We start from the raw sequence: 26,255 nt of genomic DNA, 5'->3' as shown, positions 1-26,255 counted from the left end.
GTGGCGCATTATACGAAGTCAGGCACTTCAGAGAAAGTCGACCTCCGTATCATCTTCCGGCCCACACGGACCGGAAAGATCAATCTCAGGTGGTCAGTGACAATGCCAGAGCATCCAGTTCGGGCGCAACCTGTTCGGTTTCAGAGATCAGCTCATCAATCATGGCAGACTCCAGGTTCAGTCCATGCAGCAGCCCGGGAATATCATCGGGGTTGAACTCATCTCCTATGTTCTTCTGTTTCAGCAACGCATTAGCCAGCTGAACCATCATCACGTAGTTTTCATGTTCACCATGATAACCAGGCTGCTGGTGCACGCCTGCCGCCTTGACAACGGGGTCGGGCAACTCCCAGAGCCGATGCAGGATTCCGCCAATAGCGCCATGCCCCACGGCGATAATTTCCTGCTCGTTGCCTTGCCCGAAGACTTGCTGTTCCAGAGCCTGCATGCTGGTTTCGGGATTGGCTTCCCGCAGCCTGTTGAGCTCTTTGAATTCTGCCGGGAACAAATGGCCCACCAGCAGCAAGCCAAAGTTGTGCAACAGCCCACACAGATACGCCAGGCCTTTATCTGCACCACAATAGGGAGCAAGGCGCTGGCACAGAAATGCGCAGTAGAGTGAGTGGCGCCAGAAGTTATCCATACCCAGCATACCGGCCCTGGGCACATCGAAGGCGCGCACCGAAGCGATACCCAGTGCAATATGAGCGACACGATCAAACCCCAATACGCGGGTTACCGCTTCCTGTACGGAGTTGATCTGGCCCGGGTAGTTAAACAGGGCAGATCGTGCGTAGCGCATCACCTGCGCGGTCAGGCTGGGGTCAAACTCGATGAGCTCCGCCAATTCGCGGGCGGTTGCTTCTGTATTGGACGTCAACCGGAGAATGCGCAGAGCCAGCGCCGGCATGGGCGGCAGCCGGTACAGCTTTTTCAGCTTGTTTGCCACCTCGGCAAGGGTTAGTGCCTCCCGGGTTCCATCATTACCCGGCCCGCGAATAGCCAGCTTGCCCTCCCGGCTACCGGCCATTGCAAGGCGCAGGGAGCGTGCGTCCATTTCTACCAGCGAGTGATCCGTGCCACTGGAAAACACAACCTGCTCAGCCTGGGCAATGCCCTCGTCCAGCAAAACCGGTAACTCATAGGCATTACCAATCGGCGGCGTAAAACCCGGATCGCAATCACTGAACAACCGCATGGTTTGCCCGGCCGTCAGGGGCTGCAGATGCCGCCCCGTCAACTGCCGCAGGGCTTCTGCGTCAAGCGTACTGTCGTATCTGTGAACGACCATCACAATACCACTGATATCAATCAGCAGCGTTGCCCTGATAACGTCCTGACGGGACTGCCCCAACTGGGATATCGCCGCATCCAGACTGGACGCCCGATGAATTGGCAACTCTTTGTAGGCAATACCCTGCTGATTGAGAAACCGCTCCAGTCGCGCTGCGAGAGCCAAAAGAATACTCCTGTTATCGATGGCGGAAGCGCCCCGCGCTCCCTGTCCGTTCCCGGTATTTTTAACCGGTGTTACGCATACCCGCGGAAATCCCCGCCATTGTAACCTTTAGCGCCCGCTCTACCAGCTCTGGCACTTCCCGCTTGCCTTCGCTTTCACGATCACGTTTCAGCAGTTCTGCCTGGAGATAATGCAAAGGATCTGTGTAAGGGTTACGCACGCGCATGGAGTGGGCGAACACAGGTTCGTCTTCCAGCAATTCTTCCTGTTCCTTGAGCTCCAGAAGGCGTTGAACGCAACCTTCAAGACGCTTGCCAAGACTGGCTCCCAGAGCTATGAGCCTGTCGTCATCCAGCAGGGTCTTCTCATAATACCCTGCAATGCGCAGATCGGCTTTGGCCAGCACCATTTCAAGCATGTCCACGTAGGTACGGAAAAATGGCCACCCCTGCATCATCTCTCGCAAGACGGGCAAACGCCCCTCTCTGGCAGCATCTTCCAGCGCCACATCACTGCCCAGCCAGCTGGGCAGCATCAGCCGCATTTGGGTCCAGGCAAAAATCCATGGGATAGCCCGCAAACTCTCCACGCCACCAGTCGATTTGCGCCTTGCCGGACGACTTCCCAGTGCCAGTTTCCCCAGTGCCTGCTCGGGAGTCACCTGGCGGAAATAGGGCACAAAGTCAGGGTTTTCCCGAACCACTTCCCGGTAGGCCTTGAGTGAACGCTCCGTCAGCCAGTCCATGGTGTCGCGCCAGGCATCTTCAGGCGCAGGCGGTGGCGCAAGCGTAGCCTCAACAATCGCACTGGTATAAAGGGTTAGACTTTGCACCGCCAAACGCGGCAAACCAAACTTGAACCGGATCATCTCACCCTGCTCGGTAATGCGGAAACTGCCATTCACAGAGCCGGGAGGCTGGGACAGGATCGCCCGGTTTGCCGGGCCGCCACCGCGACCAACGGTGCCGCCACGACCGTGAAACAGGGTCAGGTGAATACCGTACCGGGTTGCCACCCGGGTCAGTTGCTCCTGCGCCTGATACTGGGCCCAGGCTGCCATAAGCTGACCGGCATCCTTGGACGAATCCGAATAGCCAATCATCACTTCCTGCCTGCCCTGGCAATAATCCCGATACCACTCCACCTCATACAGGGCGGCCATGCTGTCGGGTGCACCACGCAGGTCATCCAGGGTTTCAAACAGCGGAACCACCCGCATGGGAAATTTCATGCCGGACTCACGGAGGAGCAGAATAACACTCAGCACATCGGACGGTTTGCTGGCCATGGATATAACATAGGAGCCCAACGCTTCCGGCGTTTGTTTGGCAACCACCGCACAGGTATCCAGCACCTCCTGTACCGGTTCAGATGGCTCCCAGTTCCGGGGAACCAGCGGCCGGCGCCCCTGAAGTTCCTGCACCAGAAAACCCTGGCGCTCTTCTTCCGGCCAGGAGCGGTAGTCGCCCAGGCCCAGGTATTCCACTATCTCGGCAACTGCCTCGGCGTGACGCGTTGCCTCCTGGCGGATATCCAGGCGAATAAGGGGAAGGCCGAAGGTGTGGGCACGGCGAATGGTATCCAGCAATGCGCCTTTGGCTATGTGTTCAAGCCCGCATTCGACCATTGAGCGGTAACAGAGCTCAAGGGGTGCGGTCAGGTCCTCATTTTCAAAAAGAATGTCTTTGGTATCGGCAGGTTCACCATTAATACGGGCCTCGGCCCAGTCCCGCGTTCTGATCAGCCGGTCCCGCAACTGCGCCAGCACATGACGATAGGGCTCCCGGGATTCGCCTGTAAACTCGCGAAGCTCATCACTGGCCTGCCACATGGAAAGCTCTGCCCTCAGCGACCGGATATCACGGAGGAACAGATCTGCGGCCATCCAGCGCCCGAGCAGAAATACTTTTTGTGTAACCTGATGAGTGACATTCGGGTTGCCGTCGCGGTCACCCCCCATCCAGGAAGCAATGCGCACCGGTGATGCCTGCAACGGCAGGCCTTTTCCGGTCGCCTCCTGAAGCGACGTATCCAGATCGCCAAGAAAACGCGGCAAGGCCTGCCACAGGCTGTTCTCGATAACCGCAAATCCCCATTTCGCTTCATCAACCGCGGTGGGGCGCTCGTGGCGAATTTCATCGGTATGCCAGGCCTCGGCCACAAGCCGGGACAGGCGCTCGATGATCGAGTCCCGCTCATCCGGCAAGAGGTCGTCGTGATCCAGGCTGGCAAGGCAATCTGACATTTCATCGTATTTCATGATCAGCGTGCGGCGCGCCACTTCCGTAGGGTGCGCTGTCAGCACAAACTCCGCACGCATGCCGGCCACGCACTGATGCAGGGCTTCGGCACTGATACCGCTGGTTTTCAGGCGCTCGAACACACTGGAAAGCGGCTCAACCATAAGGTCGGAGTGATGATCACGCTTGCGGCGGATTCCGTGATATTGCTCCGCCAGGTTGGCAAGGTTAAGGAACTGGTTGAACGCTCTGGTAACCGGCAGTAATTCGTCGTCGCTGAGTTTTCCAAGCAGATTCACCAGCCTCTGGCCCGAGCCGCTTTCCTGGCGGCGATCAGACTTGGCGGCGGCCCGGACCTCCTCGATAAGCTCGAAACACTCCATCCCGGGGTGGCGCTGGATACTTTGCCCCAACAGTTCGCCCAGCATACGGACATTTTCACGGAGATCAGGGTGTAGCTCGGTCACATCGGCATCCTTATGAATAGCAGGAAACACAGTCAACTAACGATACTAAGGAATTGCCGGAAAAGTCTATTGGCGTTTGCGGCAGTGGACAGCGTCAGCTTTTCTTTTCCACGCCCTTTACCGATTGCCAGATCGCATCCAGCGCTTCCAGCGATTCGTCATCAAACGAACGGCCTTCCCGCTCCAGAGTCTGCTCTATGGCCCGGAATCGCGCCTCAAACTTGTAGTTGGTGCGCCGGATCGCCTGCTCGGGATTTACCTTCATAAAGCGCGCCAGGTTCACGCATACGAACAGCAGGTCGCCAAGCTCATCTTCCACGGCATCATGGTCGCCCTGCCCGGCCTCTGCAGCCTGCCAGGCCACTTTAAGCTCATCGATTTCTTCGTGCAGCTTGTCGAATACCGGTTCAATGTCGGGCCAGTCGAATCCATGCCGGGCGGCGCGTCTTTGCAACTTTTCCGCGCGCAGCATTCCCGGCAGCGTCCTTGCGATACCATCAAGCCGGCCAGGTGGTGCCGTCTCCGATGCATCCTCTGCTTGCCGTAACGCCCGCTCTTCCGCCTTGATGCGCTCCCAGCTCTCCCTGATCCACGTCTCATCCGGCCGGTTATCCGGGTCAATCCGGCTTTCCAGTGTTCCTTCAGGAAATACATGGGGATGCCGTCGCACCAGCTTGGACACCAGGTTGTCAACCACGGAATCGAAATCGAACCGGCCCTCTTCCGCACCTATCTGCGAGTAGAAAATCACCTGAAACAGGAGATCGCCCAGTTCGTCTTTCAGGTTGCCGTAGTCCTCCCGCTCAATGGCATCCGCCACCTCGTGGGCCTCTTCAAGAGTATGCGGAACGATGCTTCTGAACGTCTGCTTTGCATCCCAGGGACAACCGGTATCCGGATCCCGCAGCCTGGCCATCAGAATTTTCAGGTCATCAATGGAATAGGTCATGAACGCTTGCGCCTGACATCAATAACATTGGAAAGGTTACGAATCTGCGCCAGCAGTCGTGCCAGTTGCTCCAGGCTGGAAATCTCCACGGTAACAACCATGGTCGCGATATTGTCATCGCGGTTTGTCATGGTGTGGAGTGCCAGCACATCACTCTTGGACGACGACAGCACCTGAGTGATGTCCCGCAGCAGACCGGACCTGTCGTAAGCCTCGATTTCGATATCCACAGGGTAAACAGACGCCGGTTGCCCGCCCCAGCTCACTTCGATAATCCGGTTGGGCTCGAATTCCTGCAGATTGAGGAATGTAATGCAATCCTGGCGGTGGACAGTCACGCCACGCCCGACTGTGATATAACCACCTATGGCGTCCCCCGGTAAAGGCTTGCAGCATTTCGCCACCTGGGTTTTGAGCTTGCCGACGCCGCGGATGTGAATATCCGATTCTGTGTCGTAAGGCGTCTGGCGCTGGGTGGTCAGCTTCAGATCCAGCTGTTCGGATTTCGGCTCCAGCATCTGCTGGGCCAAATTGGCAACGTGGGCCGGCCGGAGATCACCCGCACCCACAGCGGCAAACATATCCTCAACGCTATGATAGTTCACCTTCTGCGCCAGTTCCCCCAGATCCACATCGTGCAAAGACAAACGCCGGAATTCGTCTTCAATGATGGCCCGGCCGTCGGTTACGTTGCGCTCACGATTCTGTTGCTTGAACCAGTGCGTCAGTTTGGCACGCGCCCGGGAAGTCTTGATGTAACCAAGGCTCGGGTTTAACCAGTCCCGGCTGGGAGAGGGGTTGTTTTTCGAGGTAAGAACGGATACCTGGTCTCCGGTCTTCAGGGGATAGGTAAGCGGCACAATCCGGCCGTTTACCCTGGCGCCGCGGCAGGCATGGCCGACTTCAGTATGCACCCGGTAGGCAAAATCCACCGGTGTAGCGCCCTGGGGCAGATCCACAACATGGCCATCGGGGGTAAACACATAGACCCGGTCCGAGACAATATCGGTCTTGAGATGATCGGCCAGCCCGGAAAGATCACCCAGTTCTTCCTGCCACTCCAGCACCTGCCGCAGCCAGTTGATCTTGGCATCATAACCGGAAGATTTATTGCTTTTGTCGGTGCCTTTGTAAAGCCAGTGGGCGCACACACCCAGCTCCGCATCCTCATGCATCTTGTGGGTGCGGATCTGCACTTCCATGACCTTGCCGTCCGGCCCGATTACAGCGGTATGCAAGGACTGGTAGCCGTTCTCTTTGGGGTTGGCAATGTAATCGTCAAATTCATTGGGTATGTGGCGCCACAGGGCATGCACAATACCCAGAACGGCATAACAGTCCCGGACTTCCGGCACCAGTATGCGCACGGCCCTTATATCGTACACCTGGGAAAAGTCGATGCCTTTCAGGCGCATTTTCCGCCAGATGCTGTAGATATGCTTGGCGCGACCGGAAAGATTGGCTTTGATACCCGAGGCTTTCAGTTCCCCTTGCAGCGTGGCAATAACGCGGCGAATATAACCTTCACGGTCCAGGCGCTTTTCGTCCAGGAGTTTGGCAATTTTCTTGTACGCCGTTTCGTGCAGGTAGCGGAAAGAGAGATCCTCCAGCTCCCATTTGATATGGCCAATGCCCAGGCGATGGGCCAGCGGCGCATAGATATCGAAAACCTCCCGGGCCACCCGCATGCGCTTTTCTTCCGGGGCATCCTTGACACCCCGGATCGCGCAGGTGCGCTCGGCAAGTTTGATCAGCGGCACCCGGACATCATCCACCATGGTAACCAGCATTTTGCGGACGTTATCCAACTGGCCTTCGCTCTGCCCGAGCACATTGCCCTTGAGGGGGTGATGTATGGACGAGATGGCTGCCATCTGCTGCACCCCGTCAATCAGCCCGGCAATCTCGTCACCGAATTCCTTGCGGATCACCTCGAGTGCAACCCGCTCCTCCCGTACTGCCCGGTAGAGAATGGCGGCAACGAGGCTGGACTGGTCCAGGCGCAGCTCCGCCAGCACCTGAGCCATTTCAATACCGGTGCGGAAACTGCTGGCCCCGGACGACCATAAGCGGTCCTCCCGGAAGGCCTGCAAATCGATTTCGGCGGATTTTTCACAAGCCTGGCGGAACTGATCCACATCATCCAGAGGGGTCTGCGCGGCGATCTGCTGCACCCAACCTTCAATGTCAACCTGACCATCTCCGGTCATTGCGTAGTTTTCGCGAACTTTTACCATATCAGTCTTGTTATTCCCGGTAGATCACACAGCAATCCCTTGCTATAAACAACATTCAATGTGGGTCACGCTCAAAAAGCGCGATCGATTCCACATGCGTGGTATGAGGAAACATGTCCATCACACCGGCGCGCACCAAGCGATACCCGTTCCGCGCCATGATACCCGCATCCCGGGCCAGGGTGGCCGGATTACAGGAAACATAAACAATACGCCCGGCTTTGAAGGCGGTGAGGTATTTACAGATATCCTCAGCGCCCGAGCGCGGGGGGTCGATAAGAATTTTATCAAAACCCTCCTTTGCCCAGCTCTGCCCGGTAAAATCGCCATGCAGATCGGCGCCGTGGAACGACACGTTTTCCAGGCCATTCAACCGGGCGTTCTCTCGGCCCCGCACAACCATGGCGTCATCGCCTTCCACGCCAACAACCTCACCACCCCGGCGAGCAAGCGGCAGGGTAAAGTTACCAAGCCCGCAGAACAGATCCAGAACCCGCTCGCCCGGCTGCACATCCAGCCATTCCACGGCCCTGTTTACCATGGCCCTGTTGAGGCCTGCATTGACTTGAGTAAAGTCCATGGGATGAAATTTCAGGGTGAGGTCAAAGTCATCCAGGCGATAATCCAGACGCTCATCATCCCGGCCAGCTGATTCCGGCCAGATACGATAAACGGTATCCGGGCCCTTGGGCTGCAAATAAATATGCAGTTCATGAGCCTGCCCGAAAGCAATCAGCTTTTCCCGGTCGCCGCTGCCCAGGTCATCCATATTGCGAAAAACCATGGCTGCCGTATCGTCACCGCAGGCAACCTCCACCTGGGGAATGCGGGCGTAGGCATCCATACTGTGCAGCAGTTCGCGAAGCGGAAGAATGCGCTCACCAATACGTGGGTCCAGCACCACGCAACGATCGATATCGGTCAGAAAACTGTTACGCTTTTCACGGAAACCGACCAGCACTGATTCACGCGCCTTGACGTAGCGCACACCCAGGCGCGCTTTGCGGCGGTAGCCCAGGGTGTTATCGGGGCGCAGCGGTGCCACCCATTGCTCAGGCTCTATGCCGCCAAAATGGGCAAACTGCTCCCACAGCGTGTTTTCCTTGAAGCGGATCTGCGCATCGTTACTCATGTGCTGGAGGCTACAGCCTCCACACAAATCTGCGAACTCGCAGGGGGGCGTCTGGCGGTCGGGCGCTGTCTCCAGCACCTCAAGTGTACGCAGCTCATCAAAATTGCGGCGCGTGGAGACCACCTTGGCCATGACTGTTTCACCTGGCAAAGCGCCATCCACAAACAGGATTTTGCCCTCCTGGCGAGCGATACCGCGGCCATCGTGGCTCAGGCTTTCCACATCACAGCGCACGGGTTCCGTAGGAAGCACTTTCCTGCGTCGTCTGCTCATAGTCTGTTCTCTTTGCTGTCGTGTGGTTCAGGCGCCGGGGAATACACCGGTGGACAAATAACGGTCGCCGCGATCACAGATAATGGCCACGATAATGGCGTTTTCAACCTGCTTTGACAGCTGGAGAGCGGCTGCAATGGCACCGCCGGAGGATACACCACAGAAAATACCTTCCTGCTCTGCCAGGGCACGCATGGTGTCTTCGGCTTCCTGCTGGCCGATATCGACTACCTGATCCACTCGGGTCGCGTCGTAGATACTGGGAAGGTATGCTTCCGGCCAGCGGCGGATACCCGGTATGGAAGCACCCTCTTTCGGCTGCAGGCCAATGATATTGATATCCGGATTGCGCTCTTTCAGATACCGGGAAACGCCCATAATGGTGCCTGTTGTGCCCATGGAGCTGACGAAGTGAGTAACCCGCCCTTCTGTCTGTTCCCAGATCTCGGGCCCTGTGGTGCGGTAATGGGACAGAGGGTTGTCCTGGTTGCCAAACTGGTCAAGAACCCTGCCCCTGCCTTCAGCCTGCATTTGCAGAGCCCTGTCCCGGGCCACCTCCATGCCTTCTTCCTGGCTGACAGTGATAATCTCGGCACCGTAGGCTCGCATGGAGGCCCGGCGCTCTTCACTCATGTTTGCGGGCATGATCAGAACCATACGATAACCCTTGATGGCCGCTGCCATGGCCAGAGCGATACCGGTATTCCCACTGGTGGCCTCAATCAGCGTATCGCCGGGTTTGATTTCACCACGACGCTCAGCCTCCTGAATCATTCCCAGGGCAGGCCGGTCTTTCACAGAGCCAGCCGGGTTATTACCCTCAAGTTTTGCCAGAATAAGGTTACTGGTATTGCCAGGCAGACGCTGCAACCGAACCAGAGGCGTATGCCCGACATAATCTTCAATGGTGGGAAAATGCATATGAGAACCCTGTGGTACACTTTTGGGATGGCATGATACGCCTTATAGCCCCGGGGGCCCAATACGGCTTCTCGCTAAAACCATGACTGGACGCTATATGAATAGTGCTTTTTTGGGCCCAGTCGGCATTGGTATCAAGGAATCTGTGCCAGAATGGCTTATCATTACAAGGACGTAACCCGCACATGCAGGCGGAGTTGAGTTATTTTTCAGGAATCTGATATGCGGCGCTGGGGCATTCGCAAAAAAGTACTGGTGGTAACTCTGGTTCCCACCCTCATCACCACCCTGATGCTGGGGCTTTTCTTTACCTACAGCTGGGTTACCAATATCGAAAGCCTGCTAAAGGATCGCGGCGAGTCGCTTTCCCGCCAGCTTGCGGCCGGCTCGGAATACGGCCTGTTCACCGCTAACCGCAGCCTGTTAAGCAGCCTTTCCAATGCCCTTCTGGAAGAACAGGATGTTCGCTCTATCACCTTCTTCGACAGCGACCGTCGCCGCTTGCTGCACACCGGCCCCGGCAGTTCCGACAACCTTGACAGCAAGCAACTGGCCAGCGAGCAGGCGAGCCGCATCCCCCGAAACGCCAGCACGCGTTTTGTGACTCCGGTTTTTCTTCAGGACCTGATGATCCAGTCCATGCTTGAAACCGACCCCCGGCAGCCGGACTTGCAGCAACGGGAGCCCCTTGGCTGGGTTGCCGTGGAGATGTCCCATATACGCACAGAAAAAGAAACGTACAAAGCCCTCCTGATATCCCTTTTACTGGTGCTTGCGGGCGTTGTTTTCAGCCTGCTGATCGCCCTGCGCCTGAGCCGCGCCTTTACCGGCCCGGTCTTTGAACTGAATGAAGCCGTGGCAAAGCTGAAGGAAGGCAAGCTCGACACCCGTATTCATACCGGCGCAGGACCGGAGTTTGAACAACTGGAATCCGGCCTCAACGCCATGGCGGAGGAACTGAGCAAAGCCCAGGCTGAAATGCAGCAGAACATTGACCAGGCAACAGAAGATCTGCGGGAAACCCTGGAAACCATCGAAATCCAGAACATTGAACTGGACCTTGCGCGCAAGGAAGCCCTGGAAGCCAGCCGCATAAAATCCGAATTTCTGGCCAACATGTCCCACGAGATCCGCACTCCACTGAACGGCATCATCGGGTTTACGGAGCTGTTGCTGAAAAGCCCGCTACCCCGTCAGCAGCGGGACCACCTGAGCACCATCCGCAAATCCTCGGAAATCCTGCTCACCATCATTAACGACATTCTCGACTTTTCCAAGATTGAAGCCGGCAAGCTGATACTGGATCGCGTTCCGTTCCAGCTCAGGGATATCGTGGAAGAAGTGATGGTGATGCTGGCACCGGCTGCCCACAGTAAAAATCTGGACCTGGTCCCCCTGGTGTACAGCGACGTTCCGGACAACATCATGGGCGACCCCTTGCGGGTCAAGCAGGTGCTTACCAACCTGGTTAACAATGCCATCAAGTTTACCCAGACCGGTGAAGTGGTGCTGCGTGTAAGTCTTGAAGACGAAGACAAGGAAACGAACCGCGTTACCCTGCGCCTGAGCATTACCGATTCCGGGGTAGGACTGTCCCGCGCCCAGCAACAGTCATTATTCAATGCCTTCAGCCAGGCGGATGCCTCCACAGCCCGGCAGTATGGCGGCACAGGTCTCGGGCTGGCCATCTCCAAGCGCCTGGTAGAGGAAATGGGCGGCCAGATCGGCCTGCAGAGTGAGCTCGGAAAAGGCTCCACCTTCTGGTTTACCCTGACTCCCGAACTCTCATCGAGCGGAGAAGCGGTTGCGCCACGGGATGCCCTGAAAGGCGAGCGCGTTATTTATCTCGAACACCAGAAAACCTGCGGCCTGGCGGTAGAGCACCTGCTGCGGGACTGGGGCGTGACCGTTGACCGTGTTGCATCTCCGGGCGCCATGCAGGAACAGATTGAAGAAGCGCAGAAAAGCCAGTCCGGCTATGCGGCGGCCATTATCGGCATTACCCGGCACCTGTTTAACTCAAGCCAGTACTGCGGGCTGGTGCGGACACTGGAAATAGAGCGTGACTGCCGCACGCTGCTGCTGACGCCAACACTGGATGTTCACGACATGCCCCTGTCGGGACTGGCCAGCGGCCACCTCACCAAACCGGTATGCCGTGACGCCCTTTACGATGAACTGCTGCTTCTGGTACATGGCATCAATACCTCTGGCCAGGGCATCCGGCACCCGGAGCAGAGGCCCCTTCTGCCTACCGCGGGGAACATACCCCGGGTATTGGCCGTGGACGATAACGAAGCCAATCTCAAACTGGTCATGACCCTGTTGCAGGACTATCACATAGACGCTGAAGGCGCATCAAGCGGCTTTGAAGCCCTGAGCAAGGCGCGGCAGAAGTCTTTTGACCTGGTATTCATGGATCTGCAGATGCCTGGCATGGACGGTGTGGAAACCACTGCTCGCCTGCGCGAATTGGATAGCAACAACCGCCGAACCGCCATCATTGCCCTGACCGCCCACGCGCTGGCCGATGAACAGGAACGTCTTAGCCGACAGGGGTTTGATGGCTACCTGCCCAAGCCCATCAGCAGCGGACAACTTGCCGAAACCATACTTGAATGCACAGGTTACCGGTGCATCAGCGCCGGCCACCCTGACCGGATTCCGGTACCCGAAATCCGCGATACGAGGCGGGCGCTGAGGCCTTCCACCCGTAAAATGCAGCGGGATTGTGTGAGCGTTAAAGAAAGCATCCAGCTGGCAGCCGGCAAGACCGACCTGGCTGAGGAATTGTTCAGTATGTTGCTGGAGCAGCTTCCCACCGACCTCATCGCTATTGACCGGTTCTGGCGCGCAGACGATACAGACAGCCTGCTGGACTGCGTGCACAAACTGCACGGCGCTGCGCGTTACTGCGGGGTACCGGAGCTTCGCACCGCCGCCAACCGCCTGGAAACGGCGCTCAAATGCTCGGCGCCGGACACTGAGCTACAAAAGGATCAGCTGATCTCGGCCATTGAGCGGTTGCAAATCTGGAGTGAGGAGACAGACTGGCAGCAGATGTTCCGGGAGCACCATCAGCGCGCCGAATCCGGCTGATGGTGAACACCATTTCCGCGCGTAAAGCCATCAGGCTCTTGTGCTGGCCCGGTCAACAATGGCCTTCATGTCCCGAACGGCCTCTTTCAGGCCACAAAACACCGCCCTGGCAATGATCGCGTGGCCAATGTTGAGCTCATTGATGCCGGGAATGGCCGCAATTCGCTCCGTGTTGTGGTAATGCAGACCGTGGCCTGCATTCACGATCAGTCCTTTTTTGCGACCGTAGGCAACCGCATCTGCCAACACCTTGAAGGCAGCATCTTCAGCTTCAGGGCCCGCAGCCTCTGCATACTCACCCGTATGCAGTTCAATCACCGGCGCTCCACAGCGCACGGCGGCATCAATCTGGGCAGGGTCCGGGTCAATAAACAGGGAGACTTCTGCCCCCAGCCGGGCGAGGCGTTCACACGCCCTGGCTACCCGCTCTTCCTGCCCTTCAACATCAAGCCCACCCTCGGTTGTCAGCTCTTCGCGTTTTTCCGGAACCAGGCACACACACTCGGGCCGGACTTGTTCGGCAAACTCAATCATGGCATCGGTAACCGCCATCTCGAGATTCATTTTGGTCTGCAAGACTTCCTTGAGCAGTAAAACATCCCGGTCCTGAATATGGCGCCGGTCTTCCCTGGGGTGAATCGTAATGCCGTCCGCACCTGCCTCCTCAGCCATCAGGGCAGCCTGAACCGGGTCGGGATAACGCGTTCCCCGGGCCTCACGTAAGGTGGCAATATGGTCGATATTGACGCCAAGCAATACTCTGGGACTCATGTCGTTCTCTCCTGTGGTGAGCGGACGCAATGGTGCGCAAAAAGACTGCGACTGTTGAGCGGGCGCCCCTGCAGCAGATAATCTGTCAGTACACGCATAACCCGCTTTGATACACGGCGGCTTGCAGGCGTTTGAAGATCGCCTTCGGCAAGCGCCAGCAATGTTTCCCCTGGCAGGTTCTGCAGGCGCACGCCGACAGAGGCGGCGGCCACAATCCCCTGTTCAGGGTCGTAGCAATAGGTTTGCCCGGCAATCACCCGATCCCCCGTATCCATTGCCTTGTCCCAGCAAAAGTCGTAGCCCAGAGCGGCTGCAAACGCCTGCTCAAATCGGCGCAAAACCGGCTCCACATCGCTCGCTTGCGCAAGTTCGGCAAGCGTTTCGATATAGGCAGCAAAGAGGGTCGGGTGCGGGTCAGCCTGGGGCAGAACCCGCTGCATCAATTCGTTCAGATACAATCCGCTGTACAGGGACGCCGTGTAGTGCAGCACAGGGCCTTCGCGTACATCTACCTCGGTCAGAGTCTTCAGATCACCACGCCCTGTCCAGCCAAGCAACAGTGGCTGAAAAGGCTGAAGCTGGGCCTTTAGCGGGCTCTTGCTGCCACTGGCTCCGCGGGCTATCACACTCACTCGCCCGTGATTCAGGGTAAAGAGGTCAACTATAAAGCTGGTTTCCCGCCAGGGCCGGCGGTGAAGCACATAAGCGGGCTCCTGTTGCACCCTTCTCATTGAGGCCTGAGAGGGCATGGCAGCCTCAGAGGTCGTTCATGCCCAGGCTCTTCAAAGCCCGGTCACTGTCAGCCCAGCCCCGCTTTACCTTCACCCACAGCCGAAGCATGACCTTACTGTCGAACATACGCTCCATATCGATCCGGGCTTCCTGACCAATACTACGCAGCCTGTCGCCTTTATCGCCGATCATGATCTTTTTCTGGCCTTCGCGCTCCACAAGAATCAGTGCGGAAATGTGCAGGGTCTTGCCATCGCGCCTGAACTCTTCAATCTCCACTGCAACGGAGTAAGGCAACTCGGCTCCCAACTGGCGGGTGATTTTTTCACGCACCATTTCCGAAGCCAGAAACCGCTCACTGCGATCGGTTATCTGATCATCGGGATAGAAATGAACACTCTGTGGCAGGAAGCGACCCACCGCTTCTTCCAGTGGCTGCAGGTTGGTTTCCTTTAATGCGGAAACAGGAATAATCTCGGCAAAGTCCCGTTTTCTGGAAAGCATATCCAGGTGCGGCAGCAGGGTTTCCCGTTTCTCTATCCGGTCCACCTTGTTCACGGCCAGAATCACCGGGCAGGTCAGCTTGCTCAGCTTTTCCAGCACCATTTCATCGGCTGTGGTCCAGGTAAGCTGATCCACAACAAACACCACCACATCCACGTCAATCAGAGCAGACGTAGCCGCTTTATTCATATAGCGATTCAGAGCTTTCGGCTCCTCCGCGTGCATACCCGGTGTATCCACGTAAATCGCTTGCACAGGGCCCAGGGTTTTGATACCCAGGACCTGGTGGCGGGTAGTTTGCGGCTTGCGGGACGTAATACTCAGTTTCTGCCCGAGAATATGGTTCAGCAAGGTTGATTTGCCTACGTTGGGACGACCAACAATGGCAACAAAACCGCAACGACTGTCGGGGTTTTCAGGGCGGGTAATATCGTTCATCAGGGTGTCTCCACGCCGAGTTGTTTCAGCGCGCTGCGAGCCGCTTCCTGCTCCGCCACGCGGCGGCTGTTGCCCACTCCGCTGGTTTTTCGGTCAAGCGATGGCAGTACACAGGACACATGAAACGTCTGGCTATGGGCCTCGCCATCTACGGAAACAACCTCGTATCTGGGCAGCGGGAATTGTCGCGATTGCAAATACTCCTGCAAACGGGTCTTCGAATCTTTCTGGGTATCCTGAAGGTCAAGCTGTTTCAGGCGGGGCTCAAACCAGCGTAATACCTGTTCCTGACAGGTGTAAAAGTCACTGTCGAGGTAAATGGCGCCGATAACCGATTCCACCGCATCCGCAAGGATGGATTCGCGGCGAAAACCTCCGCTTTTCAACTCGCCAGAGCCCAGCCGCAAATAGCTGCCAAGCTGGAATTCACGAGCAATCTCGGCCAGGGTCACACCCTTCACCATCCTGGCTCTCAGGCGACTCAAATGCCCTTCCCGGGCTTTATCAAAGTTCCGGAACAGATACTCGGCTATAACCATGTTGACAATGGAATCACCAAGAAATTCAAGCCGCTCGTTATTCTGGTTGCTGTAGCTTCGATGCGTAAGCGCCAGCATCAGGCGATCCGGCGACTTGAACTGGTAGCCAATCCGTCGCTGTAACTGATCCAGATCCGGTTGTGAACTCACTTGCCCTTCATCTCGTATCTGTGCTGAAAGTGCACGACGGTATCGACATTGCGGAATATGTTGTTCCGGACTTCATAGTCGACATTGATCACAACCAGATCGCCGTCTTTCTCAACCGAAATATCCTTGGCGTCAAAGCCCCGGATGCTGTTAACGCTCAGACGCTTGTTGATCAGTGTCCGAACCTGGGCGGGGCCCATCTGTGACAGTCCCTCTGTGCCATCCAGACTTTCAAGTGCTTCCTGAATGGTAAAATCGTCCATATAGGCTGGCCCGATCTTGATAACAAGAGTAAGCAGGCTACCAAAAAACAGCACCATAATCAGCACAACCAGCGCTGAGGCACCGCCCTGGCGGCCCATAGCGGAGAGTTTGTTTTTCTTCATTTCAACTGAACTCCAGAATAATCAGATTTACTCAATACCGCCAACACGCTTGAAGGACGGCAGGCTGGTGAGAGATTTCCAGTGCATCCAGATCGCAAAGGCCTTGCCCACAATCAGCTCATCCGGAACCGTGCCCCAGTACCGGCTATCGTTACTGTTGTCCCGGTTATCACCCATCACAAAGTACTCGCCTTCCGGTATCTGCCACTCGCCTTCGCCGGCCTCACCCGAGCGCCCCATGGTCAGGAAGATGTCGTGCTCAACTGTGCCAAGATCTTCCCGGCGCACTTCTACCGGCGGCAGGCGCACAACAAATTCGCTTTCAATTTTCTGACCATTGATAAACAGTTGCTTGTTGCTATAGCGCACAGTATCCCCCGGCAGACCAATCACACGTTTGATGTAGTTGGTTTCGCCATCCTTGGGGTAGCGGAACACCATAACGTCGCCCCGCTCCGGATCTCCGACATCCAGGATCTTGGTTCCTGCAACCGGCAAACGCAGGCCATAGGCGTATTTGTTAACCAGTATAAAATCACCCACTTCCAGTGTTGGCAGCATGGAGCCGGACGGGATCTGGAAAGGTTCTACCAGAAACGATCTGAGTAGCAGCACGATTGCCAGCACCGGGAAAAACGAGCGGCTCAGATCAACAAGGTAGGGCTCTTTGGGCTCATCTTCTTCACCGGCTGCAGCCGCCGGGGCTGCTGCAAGGCGACGTTTTCGCAAAAACAGTATGTCTGCCAGCCATATCAACCCCGAAGCCAGGGTAAGAACCACCAGAACCAGTGGAAAATCAATATCCATCAAGGCGCCTTCTAATTATCGACTTTCAATACGGCAAGGAACGCTTCCTGAGGCACCTCAACATTACCCAGCTGCTTCATGCGTTTTTTGCCTTCCTTCTGCTTCTGGAGCAGTTTTTTCTTACGGCTCACATCGCCGCCATAACATTTTGCGGTTACGTTCTTGCGCAACGCTTTTACCGTGACCCGAGACACCACCTGGTTACCGATGGCCGCCTGGATGGCAATATCAAACATTTGCCTGGGAATCAGCTCCTTCATTTTCTCAATGAGCTGGCGCCCCTTGTAGTGCGACTGGTCTTTATGAACGATCAGCGCCAGAGCATCCACCCGCTCGCCGTTTATCAACACGTCCAGGCGCACGAGGTTGGCCTGCTGAAAACGCACAAAATGATAATCCAGCGATGCAAATCCGCGGCTGGCGGATTTGATGCGGTCAAAGAAATCCAGTACCACTTCCGCCATGGGCAACTCATAGGTTAGCTGCACCTGGCTGGTCATGAAGTGCATGTTCTTCTGAACACCGCGCTTTTCCTCACACAGCGCAATCACGTTACCGAGATGTTCCTGTGGCACCAGAATACTGGCTTCAACTATGGGCTCGCGCATTTCCTCAATCGAGCCAATATCCGGCAACTTTGAGGGGCTGTCTACCGACAGGGTCTCACCCTGCTTGGTCAACACCTCATAAATGACCGTAGGCGCGGTGGTGATCAGATCAATATCGTATTCACGCTCCAGCCGCTCCTGGATGATTTCCATGTGCAGCATGCCGAGGAAACCACAGCGGAAACCAAAACCCAGAGCATCGGAGCTTTCAGGCTCGTAGAACAGGGAGGCATCGTTGAGGGTGAGTTTTTCAAGCGCGTCACGGAAATCGTTGTAATCGTCTGCGCTCACCGGGAACAGGCCGGCGTACACCTGCGGCTGAACTTTCTTGAACCCCGGCAGCATGGGAGTCTCTTCGGCAAACTTGTGGTGCACGATGGTGTCACCCACCGGCGCGCCGTGAATATCCTTGATTCCGGCAACCACAAAGCCAACGTCACCGGCTTCCAGTATGTTGGTATCGTGGGGCTTGGGGTTAAAAATGCCCACCTTGTCGGCGTTCCAGGCCTTGCCGGTAGACTTGATAACAATCTTGTCGCCCTTTTTCAGAATGCCCTGGGTTACCCGGACAAGAGAAACAACCCCCAGATAGTTATCGAACCAGGAATCAATGATCAGGGCCTGCAGAGGTGCCGAACGATCCCCCTGGGGAGGCGGTATTTTCTTTATAAGGTCTTCCAGAACATCTTCAACACCCATACCGGTCTTGGCGGAGCAGCGCACCGCGTCCGAGGCATCAATGCCGATGATGTCCTCTATTTCAGCCGCAACCCGCTCCGGCTCGGCCTGGGGCAGATCCATCTTGTTCAGAACCGGCACGACCTCCAGGCCCTGTTCAATGGCGGTATAGCAGTTGGCCACCGACTGGGCCTCGACACCCTGGCCGGCATCCACAACCAGCAGCGCTCCTTCACAGGCGTAAAGCGAACGCGACACCTCATAGGAGAAATCCACGTGGCCCGGGGTATCGATCAGGTTCAGCTTGTAGACCTCGCCATCCCGTGCCTTGTAGTTAAGCGTGACGCTCTGGGCCTTGATAGTGATGCCCCGCTCCCGCTCGAGATCCATGGAATCCAGCACCTGTTCGGCCATCTCCCTGTTGGTCAGGCCGCCGCAAATCTGGATAAAACGGTCTGCAAGGGTGGATTTGCCATGGTCAATGTGGGCAATAATGGAGAAGTTACGGATTCGGCTCAGTTCAGTCACAGACAATGAATACTCATAAAAAGACGAAGGATTGAGCCCGGAGAGGCCACTACCGGGATCCGGGGACGGCGTGATTTTACCGGTTACCGGCTGCCATTGCCATGATCAGGAAATAAGCGGCCGTTCATATTGCCGGATCAGGAAACCGATCAGCGCATCCTCGTCCAGTGGATAACTGAACAGGTTGCCCTGACACTGGGTGCAGCCGGCGGATTTCAGGAAACTCAACTGCTGCGGCGTTTCCACACCTTCGGCTACAACAGTAAGGTGGAGTTTTTGCGCCAGGGCAATAACCGCCGAAGCCACATCGGTTGCACTGACATTGTACGGAATATCGCGAATAAAGCGGTGATCAATTTTAATGACATCAAGTGGAAGCTGCTGCAACGCGACCAGGGAACAGGAACCGGCCCCGAAATCGTCCAGAATCAGGCAAACCCCCAGATCATTGAGCGATACCAAAAGCTCGCGCAACATGCGCGGATCTTCGTTAAGCAGTTCCACCGGCATTTCAAGCTCCAGCTTTTCGGGAGAAACACCGGTTTCTGTAATGACCTGCCGCACCATATCAAGGAAACGGGAATCCGTTATCTGCCTGACTGACAGGTTGACCGCCATTTTCAGTGCCTCAAAACCGGCTCGCTCCAGAGCCTGCACCTGAATACAGGCCTGTCGCAGCGCCATTTCCCCCAGCCGCACTATCAGGCCGGTTTCCTCGGCCAGGCTTATGAACTGCTGCGCCGAGACCAGGCCTTTTTCTGGGTGGTGCCAGCGCAGGAAGGCTTCAACTCCGATCACTCGCTCACTGGCCAGATCCACCTTGGGCTGGTAGTGCAGAACAAAGCGCTCATCCTCGAGGGCACCGGCCAGCTCTTCCTGCTGCAGCAACCTCCTGGCCGCCTTGATATTCATGGCAGGGGTGAAAAACTGATAGGTGTTCCGGCCCATTTCCTTGGCGCGATACATTGCCAGGTCGGCAAACTTCATCAGGGCAACCGGGTCTTCACTGTCGTGGGGGATCATGGTGATGCCGATACTGACCGTAACACTCACTTCATGATCACTCAGCCGGATTCGCTGGCATAACCGGCTCAGGATGGTTTCGGCAACCTTTGCAGCCGCAGATGTACCGCTGACCTGAGACAGCAACACAACAAATTCGTCACCACCAAGCCGCGCCACAGAGTCCTCTTCGCGCACGCAGCCCTCAAGCCATTGCGCAACCTGGCGCAACAGCTCGTCACCTGCGTCATGGCCCAGGGTATCGTTAATCCGCTTGAAACCATCAAGATCCAGAAACATCAGGGCGGCAGATTCCCCGCTCCTGCGGCTCCGGCGCACCACATTGTTCAGGCGGTCGCGGAACAGCTGGCGGTTGGCCAACCCGGTTAGCGGGTCATAGAAGGCCAGCCGGTGCAATTCAGACTGAGCCGCTTTCAGCTGGGTCAGATCGCGCAGACTGAGTACGACACCGTTAACCCCGGGCACCTTCAGCATTGCGGTAAACGTGCCTTCCATATCCCGCCAGTTATTACCCGCATCGCGGATGCGCGCCCGAATGGCCGGCATCTGCTTGCCCGGTGCCTGGATAGCATCGTCAAATCCCTGCGCCAACTGCGGCCAGTCGTCTTCGTGGACCAGGCTCTCCAGGGCAAGAGTCTGCACTTCCCCTGGGTTGAACCCGAGAATATCAAAGCTTGAAGGGCTGGCATGCAGGGGCGCCCCTGTTTCATCCATCACCAGGGTTACGTTGGCCGCGCCCTCTGTAATGGCACGATAGCGGCCGGCGCTTATCTGCGCCATAAGACGGGAACGGATCAGTACCAGTGCAACCATGAACAGTAGGACGCTTATAACCGCGCCGCTGCCAAGCACAATCAACGGTCGCGGGTCGGAAGCCAGATAATCGAAGGCAGGGGTAGACCGGGTCTGGAGCAGCCAGTCCCGGCCACCGTGGCTTACGGTCTGGCTCATTTCGAAGCTGAACTGGTTGTCCAGCGAGCCCAGATTGGAGCCGTACATCAGGTTGTCACGGTCTACCACCCCGTTATCGTAGATACGGACATCAAGAAACGGCGAAATCAGCCCGACAATACCGTCCAGAAGGTTGTTCATACGGAACGCACTGAAAACAAAACCCGCCAGCATCATGCGGCGTTCTGCCCGTATTTCCGGCACCTCACCACCCTGATACACCGGGTAATACATAAGAAAACTGGCCTGCCCTTCCTCCAGCTCTTCCTGCACCAGAACAACCTTCGCGGTTACAGTCGGAATTGCGGAATCACGGGAGCGCTCCATGGCTTTCCGGTGTACGGGGTCGCTGAAGGCGTCGTAGCCCAGTGCTTTGCGATTGCTTACAGTACCCGGTTCCAGATAGACCATCGGATAATAGTAAGGCCCGACCCCCAGGGGTTTGACCAGATACTTGTGAACCCCCTCGGCGCGCACCGAAGCGATGTGGTCCGCCATCTCGCGCACTTCTATGCGTTTGACATAGCCGATGCCCTGGATACCCGGGTAATAACGGTTTATATCAACGTTGCGAACGTATTCTCCCCATTGTTCACGGGACACTTCCCCGGCAACAGCAAAAAGGCCGGCGCTGCCGGCCAGCACCTGCTCATAGTTGAGCAAACGCTCTTCAATAGCTGTTTTCAGTTGCAGTGACTGGGTGCGAAACCGGGCTTCAGTGCGGTCTTCCACCAGGCGGATGGAAAACTGCCAGGATGCAATCGTTACAACAATCGCCACGATCAGAAGCAGCCACGCAAGCCAGGCGTTACGGGGATGCAGAAGTTGCAGGAGGGGGAGGTCCTTTCGGTTCATAATCTGCCCTGGTCCATTCCGTGGCCGTTGTTGTTATTTGTGCCAGCCAGTATAGCAAAAGCCCCCGGGACTGTCTTTTAACCTCAGACCCGGGGGCATTCCGCACTGCTACTATAATGGCTGCCCGCCCGGCAGTATCAGGGTTTCATCACAAGATATATTGCCCTGCCCTGACGCACTACCCGAACGGACACTGCACGCCCTTCCGGTAAACCTCTGACCACCTTCCGGAACTCCTCAACAGACGAAACAGATTTCCTGTTGATTTCGGTGATCACATCCCGGGCCCGGATGCCTGCATTGTACGCCGGCCCTCTGCCCACCTCTGTAACCAGAACGCCACCGGATACACCAACAGAGTCAGCCAGATCTGCCGGCAAGGTTTCCACCGTCAGTCCCAGGGGTGAGGTCGAGGAACTGCCCACGGACGGCGCTGCTTGCTGTGCAGTGCGCTCATCCGGTAGCTGGCCAATCTCCACATCCAGTGTTATTTCCTTTCCGCCACGCAGCACCGTAAGCCGAGCCGTCTCACCTACCGGCGTCCGGCCTACCATGGGCGGCAGATCCGAAGACAGCTGAATATCATCGCCGTCGTATTCAAGCACTATGTCGCCCGCTTGCAAGCCACCTTCTTCGGCAGGCGAGCCATCCATTACTTCAGCAATCAACGCACCTCTTGGACGCTTGAGCCCGAACGACTCGGCGAGATCCCGGTTGACCTCCTGGATCAGCACTCCCAACCAGCCACGGGAAACCGTACCCTTGTCGCGGATCTGGCGAAATACGCTCATGGCATCGTCAATGGGAATTGCAAAAGAAACACCCATGAAACCACCGGAACGGGTATAGATCTGTGAGTTTATACCGATCACCTCACCATCCAGATTGAACAGGGGACCTCCCGAGTTGCCGGGGTTAATAGCCACATCTGTCTGGATAAAAGGCACGTAGTTTTCGGAAGGGAGCGAGCGACCGAGTGCACTGACGATGCCGGCAGTCACTGTGTAGTCGAACCCGAAAGGCGAGCCGATGGCAAATACCCACTCACCCACCTTGAGATCTTTGGAGCGGCCCGTCTTCACAACCGGCAGGTCGTCTCCGTTCTCGATTTTCAGAACCGCCATGTCCGAGCGCGGATCCGTTCCGATCAGTTTTGCGGGCAGTTCACGACGATCATTGAGCCGCACGATGATCTCGTCAGCACCCTCGACGACGTGATTATTGGTTAACACGTAACCATCTTTCGACACTATGAACCCGGAGCCCATGGACCGGCGCGGCTGGGCGTTGCCCGGCGCACCACCGAATGGGGACTGGGGGCCGCGAAAGAACTCCTGAAAGAACTCCGGCAACTGTTCAAGTTGCCGTTCATCAAAAGGCAACCCCTGAAACCGCCTGTTGCCAGATGCAGGAGCACTGGTGGTGCTTATGTTGACAACCGCACCTGCGTTTTCTTCAACCAGGTCGGTAAAATCCGGCAGGCTTCGTGCGAAACCTGCCTGACTCCAGGCGGCAAGCACTAATGCAAACAGCATTATCAGCAGAGAACCCGGCACCCTCTGAGTGAGTGATACCGGGGAAAACCGGGTAACAGCTGTGGTCGTTTTCAGCATATCAGTATCCCCTGTAAGTCATGTTAGTGAGTCTGGACGGGCAACTACTCCGACCGGAATTCGGTTTACCCGTAGCAGCCTGGGTTCATAGCGACCGGCATTCCGGCACTGTAATTTTCGGCTCAGAAGAAAGCCTGATGCAAGACCGCCCGCAGCACCTGCCATCGCCATCAGATCACTGCCGCCAGACAGATGATGCCCAGCCATGCTGGCCATCACCATGAGTACCAGCGGCAGTGCATAGACCTGTAACGAGGCACCCAGCAGTGCACTTTCATCAATACCGAGCGTGACATCTTCTCCCACCCGGGCGTTAACGGAATTAAACACACGAACCTGATTGGCCCTGCCACCGGTGGCCGTGGCCAGAACCTTCTGCCCACAGCCATTACGGGCAGAGCAACTCTGGCAAGCACTGGCACGGATCGTCTGGACCCAGGCATGCTCACCTGTAACGGCAACCACTTTTCCGGTTTCAGTAATCACTGTTTCATCGCACCTAACGCAAATGCTTCGTCTATCCGCACGGATTCAGCCACTCTGCGCGCCGAGGCGGGGGGCAGCTCACCCACAACCGTCACCATAAACGTCTTGTCCGCACTCTTTAACTGACTCATGTAGATGGTTGTTGCCCCAATGCGCGAGGCCCCCGTGGGCATGCTTACCCGGCCCGCAGGCTCTACAAACACAGAAAATGCCGCAAGGCCATCAGAAAAGGCCACGGCCTGACCTTTTCCGGAGCGGGGTGCAGCGGCGGGTTCAAAACCCTCCGGGCGCCAACCGAGATGCCAGCCATGCATTCTGGGTGTTCGTGAAAACTCATCCGGCGAGCCTGGCCGTTTGCCGGCATCGTTCAGGGTTCGGGTAATTTCCCGCCCTTCTGAACGGATTTCAAACTCACTGTCAGCAATATCGTCAGTTATCTCGAGGCTGGTGAACTGGAAGTGTTCGAGCACTTCACCGTCGGCTGTCCGCACATGGCTTTTTACCAGAAGTCCCGTGGATTTTTCCAGCCACAAACGATGGCTGTAGCGATGCTGATCTTTGGCAGCCAGGGCCACCGTAACCACATCGTAACCGGCAATCCGGTCCTCACCCTTCAGTTCGGCGCGGTACCAGCGGCTTACCGGTATCAGCTGGCGGGTAAAGGCCTCGGCAAACGGCCCCGAGGGAATCACCTGATCAAGTTTTACCCTGCCCTGCTCGGGAAGCACGCAGACCACGTTCATACCCCGGCGAACAATTTCCCCGCTGCCTCCATCCTGCAGAACCAGGCGTTCTTCCACAATGCCATTGTGATAACGGTGGGCAATCTGCATGGAGTGAACGCTGGAGCCGCGGGCATACACAAACACGCCGCGATAAGACGTCATATTCAGGGCCGGCCCAAGCCGCTGCAACCAGTATGCCGCTGTCTTCTCACCGGCAACCGCAGGGGCCGGCGCAGCCAGGGCCAGAAAAAACAGGACAGGCCCCAGCAACAACAGATCAGTCAGTCTCAGGCCAAAATAACGGGCTTTATTCATGAACACCTTCATTGCTGGATATCAGTAGCCGCCATTGGCACTGACAAGCCGCGCATACCCCACCGAACCCTGTCCGGCACCTACGCTGTTATGCTGGGCGTGTTCAAGCAGGTAACGGCTCATATGCTCCCACTGTTGTTCATCCAGCCCCTGCAGCGCCACTTCCTGCACTGGCGCGATCTCGCCGCGGGAGCCGGTTCCGGAATTTGTGTCCGAAGCTGCAGATGCCATGGCCCCGGGAGAGGCTTCTCCAAAATCCCAGCCTGTGCCTGCACCAAAGCCCACCACCAAGGCTGCAACAACCATTGCTGCAGCCGGCCACTGCCAGCGCCCGGGCGCTTCCGGGCCAGAAGGCACGGCAGGCTTGGGCGTTCTGGTGCGACCGTCCAGCGCCGCACGCACGCCGACACTGACATCCACGCCCTCGGCCGGTGAATATCCCCTGTGCATAAGGTCATGAATACTCTGCCATCGCTGCCACTGGGTACGCACGTCATCCTGTTCTTCATGGGACAGTAGCCGTCGAACCGAAAGTTCGTCGGCTTCATCGTCCATCATGGCAGATAGTGTTTCTCTGAGACGATCATCCATAGGATGCACCCTCAATTACGTCACTGAATGATTGAGCAGGGGCCCAAGATGCCGGTCTACAGCATCCCTGGCCCGGAAAATACGCGAGCGCACGGTGCCAATCGGGCATTCCAGAATCCGCGCAATGTCTTCATAACTGAGGCCGTCATATTCACGTAGCAAAAAGGCCGAACGCAGTTCCTCGGGCAGATTTGCTATGGCACGGCTCAGCTCTTTCTGTAACTGCTCGCGCTGGAGCAAACGTTCCGGCGATGCGATATCCCGCAAACGCCTGCCATCATCAAAATTTTCGGCTTCGGCGGAATCAGCGCTGCTCTGAGGCCGCCGGCTGCGTGACTCCAGATGGTTTTTCGCGGTGTTCACAGCAATGCGATAAAGCCACGTGTAAAAAGCACTGTCGCCCCGAAAACGGTCGATGGCACGGTAGGCCTTGATAAACGTCTCCTGGGCGAGGTCCATGACTTCCTGGCTGTCATATACATACCGGCTGATAATTGAGGCTACCCTTGACTGGTACTTGACAACCAGCAGGTCAAATGCCGCGCGGTCCCCATTCCGGACTTTTCGCACGAGCTGCAAATCGGTCTGACTGTCTGGCTGCTCAGCCTGTTTCTGATCTTTATCGGGTGCCATGGACGCGGTGCCGGTGTACTCTGGTTTTATGGCCAGATCACCGGCCGATACGAGTTTATAAGGATTCATGCTCACTGTCCGGCGCCCGTTCAGGAAAACGATATCCGGCCCCTGGGCCGGTCATGTATCAGGCCAAATAGACAGC

General features: G+C 56.7%; 20 protein-coding genes. 1 reads left to right on the top strand and 19 read right to left on the bottom strand.

Translation table 11 applies throughout. From position 1 onward, the window contains the following. Nucleotides 1-85: 85 nt before the first annotated feature. The 6 genes from CDH48_RS09680 to cysM form a co-directional block, all read right to left on the bottom strand. Nucleotides 86-1,459, bottom strand: a complete 1,374-nt coding sequence (locus tag CDH48_RS09680; protein WP_100688523.1) for an HDOD domain-containing protein — start codon at nt 1,457-1,459, stop codon at nt 86-88. Between the two features lie 61 nt (nt 1,460-1,520). Continuing rightward, a complete protein-coding gene (gene ppc / locus CDH48_RS09675) occupies nt 1,521-4,166 on the bottom strand; it encodes a phosphoenolpyruvate carboxylase (protein WP_100688522.1) in 2,646 nt (881 codons plus the stop codon). A gap of 94 nt (nt 4,167-4,260) precedes the next feature. Next, entirely contained in the window at nt 4,261-5,115 is an 855-nt protein-coding gene (gene mazG / locus CDH48_RS09670) for a nucleoside triphosphate pyrophosphohydrolase (RefSeq protein WP_100688521.1), read from the bottom strand. After that, nucleotides 5,112-7,352 carry a GTP diphosphokinase gene (gene relA, locus CDH48_RS09665; RefSeq protein WP_100688520.1) on the bottom strand — a complete coding sequence of 747 codons (2,241 nt, stop codon included), beginning with the start codon at nt 7,350-7,352 and terminating at the stop codon, nt 5,112-5,114. Before relA ends, mazG begins: the two co-directional genes overlap by 4 nt. Before the next feature lie 55 nt (nt 7,353-7,407). Further along, complete coding sequence (rlmD, locus tag CDH48_RS09660) at nt 7,408-8,757, bottom strand: 23S rRNA (uracil(1939)-C(5))-methyltransferase RlmD (RefSeq protein ID WP_100688519.1); 1,350 nt, start codon at nt 8,755-8,757, stop codon at nt 7,408-7,410. Between the two features lie 27 nt (nt 8,758-8,784). Continuing rightward, nucleotides 8,785-9,678, bottom strand: a complete 894-nt coding sequence (cysM, locus tag CDH48_RS09655) for a cysteine synthase CysM (RefSeq protein ID WP_100688518.1) — start codon at nt 9,676-9,678, stop codon at nt 8,785-8,787. Nucleotides 9,679-9,900: 222 nt separating this feature from the next. On the opposite strand from cysM, the gene CDH48_RS09650 reads away from it, so the two are divergent. After that, complete coding sequence (locus tag CDH48_RS09650; protein ID WP_100688517.1) at nt 9,901-12,777, top strand: ATP-binding protein; 2,877 nt, start codon at nt 9,901-9,903, stop codon at nt 12,775-12,777. A 30-nt stretch (nt 12,778-12,807) separates the two neighbouring features. Here the strand turns inward: CDH48_RS09650 and pdxJ are convergent, their stop codons facing one another. The 13 genes from pdxJ to rpoE all read right to left on the bottom strand — a co-directional run bounded on the left by pdxJ (nt 12,808) and on the right by rpoE (nt 26,179). Further along, nucleotides 12,808-13,548 carry a pyridoxine 5'-phosphate synthase gene (pdxJ, locus tag CDH48_RS09645; protein ID WP_100688516.1) on the bottom strand — a complete coding sequence of 247 codons (741 nt, stop codon included), beginning with the start codon at nt 13,546-13,548 and terminating at the stop codon, nt 12,808-12,810. Then, nucleotides 13,545-14,279 (bottom strand): DNA repair protein RecO, encoded by a 735-nt coding sequence (gene recO, locus CDH48_RS09640; protein WP_100688604.1) that lies wholly within the window; start codon nt 14,277-14,279, stop codon nt 13,545-13,547. The genes pdxJ and recO overlap by 4 nt, the downstream gene beginning before the upstream one ends. Nucleotides 14,280-14,304: 25 nt before the next feature. Continuing rightward, a complete protein-coding gene (gene era / locus CDH48_RS09635; RefSeq protein WP_100688515.1) occupies nt 14,305-15,222 on the bottom strand; it encodes a GTPase Era in 918 nt (305 codons plus the stop codon). Further along, the gene (gene rnc / locus CDH48_RS09630; protein WP_100688514.1) at nt 15,222-15,911 is read right to left on the bottom strand and encodes a ribonuclease III; all 690 of its coding nucleotides are present in this window, start codon (nt 15,909-15,911) and stop codon (nt 15,222-15,224) included. Before rnc ends, era begins: the two co-directional genes overlap by 1 nt. Continuing rightward, nucleotides 15,908-16,297, bottom strand: a complete 390-nt coding sequence (locus tag CDH48_RS09625) for a DUF4845 domain-containing protein (protein WP_100688513.1) — start codon at nt 16,295-16,297, stop codon at nt 15,908-15,910. The genes rnc and CDH48_RS09625 overlap by 4 nt, the downstream gene beginning before the upstream one ends. A 27-nt stretch (nt 16,298-16,324) precedes the next feature. Beyond that, complete coding sequence (gene lepB, locus CDH48_RS09620; RefSeq protein ID WP_100688512.1) at nt 16,325-17,104, bottom strand: signal peptidase I; 780 nt, start codon at nt 17,102-17,104, stop codon at nt 16,325-16,327. Nucleotides 17,105-17,115: 11 nt separating this feature from the next. Continuing rightward, a complete protein-coding gene (gene lepA / locus CDH48_RS09615; RefSeq protein ID WP_100688603.1) occupies nt 17,116-18,918 on the bottom strand; it encodes a translation elongation factor 4 in 1,803 nt (600 codons plus the stop codon). A gap of 105 nt (nt 18,919-19,023) precedes the next feature. Continuing rightward, on the bottom strand, nt 19,024-21,747 hold the full coding sequence (locus tag CDH48_RS09610; protein WP_227521027.1) for a bifunctional diguanylate cyclase/phosphodiesterase: 2,724 nt from the start codon (nt 21,745-21,747) through the stop codon (nt 19,024-19,026). A gap of 137 nt (nt 21,748-21,884) precedes the next feature. Next, nucleotides 21,885-23,282 carry a DegQ family serine endoprotease gene (locus tag CDH48_RS09605; protein ID WP_188437714.1) on the bottom strand — a complete coding sequence of 466 codons (1,398 nt, stop codon included), beginning with the start codon at nt 23,280-23,282 and terminating at the stop codon, nt 21,885-21,887. Nucleotides 23,283-23,378: 96 nt separating this feature from the next. Further along, nucleotides 23,379-23,846 carry a SoxR reducing system RseC family protein gene (locus tag CDH48_RS09600; protein WP_100688510.1) on the bottom strand — a complete coding sequence of 156 codons (468 nt, stop codon included), beginning with the start codon at nt 23,844-23,846 and terminating at the stop codon, nt 23,379-23,381. Beyond that, a complete protein-coding gene (locus CDH48_RS09595; protein WP_100688601.1) occupies nt 23,843-24,886 on the bottom strand; it encodes a MucB/RseB C-terminal domain-containing protein in 1,044 nt (347 codons plus the stop codon). Before CDH48_RS09595 ends, CDH48_RS09600 begins: the two co-directional genes overlap by 4 nt. Before the next feature lie 21 nt (nt 24,887-24,907). Continuing rightward, on the bottom strand, nt 24,908-25,477 hold the full coding sequence (locus CDH48_RS09590; RefSeq protein WP_100688509.1) for a sigma-E factor negative regulatory protein: 570 nt from the start codon (nt 25,475-25,477) through the stop codon (nt 24,908-24,910). A gap of 15 nt (nt 25,478-25,492) precedes the next feature. Then, nucleotides 25,493-26,179 carry an RNA polymerase sigma factor RpoE gene (gene rpoE / locus CDH48_RS09585; RefSeq protein WP_318276818.1) on the bottom strand — a complete coding sequence of 229 codons (687 nt, stop codon included), beginning with the start codon at nt 26,177-26,179 and terminating at the stop codon, nt 25,493-25,495. Nucleotides 26,180-26,255: the final 76 nt, after the last annotated feature.

Origin of the sequence: Marinobacter aromaticivorans (genome assembly GCF_002806975.1) — a bacterium.
GTDB classification, from domain to species: Bacteria; Pseudomonadota; Gammaproteobacteria; order Pseudomonadales; family Oleiphilaceae; genus Marinobacter; species Marinobacter aromaticivorans.
This window is presented reverse-complemented; position numbering and strand designations above follow the sequence as displayed.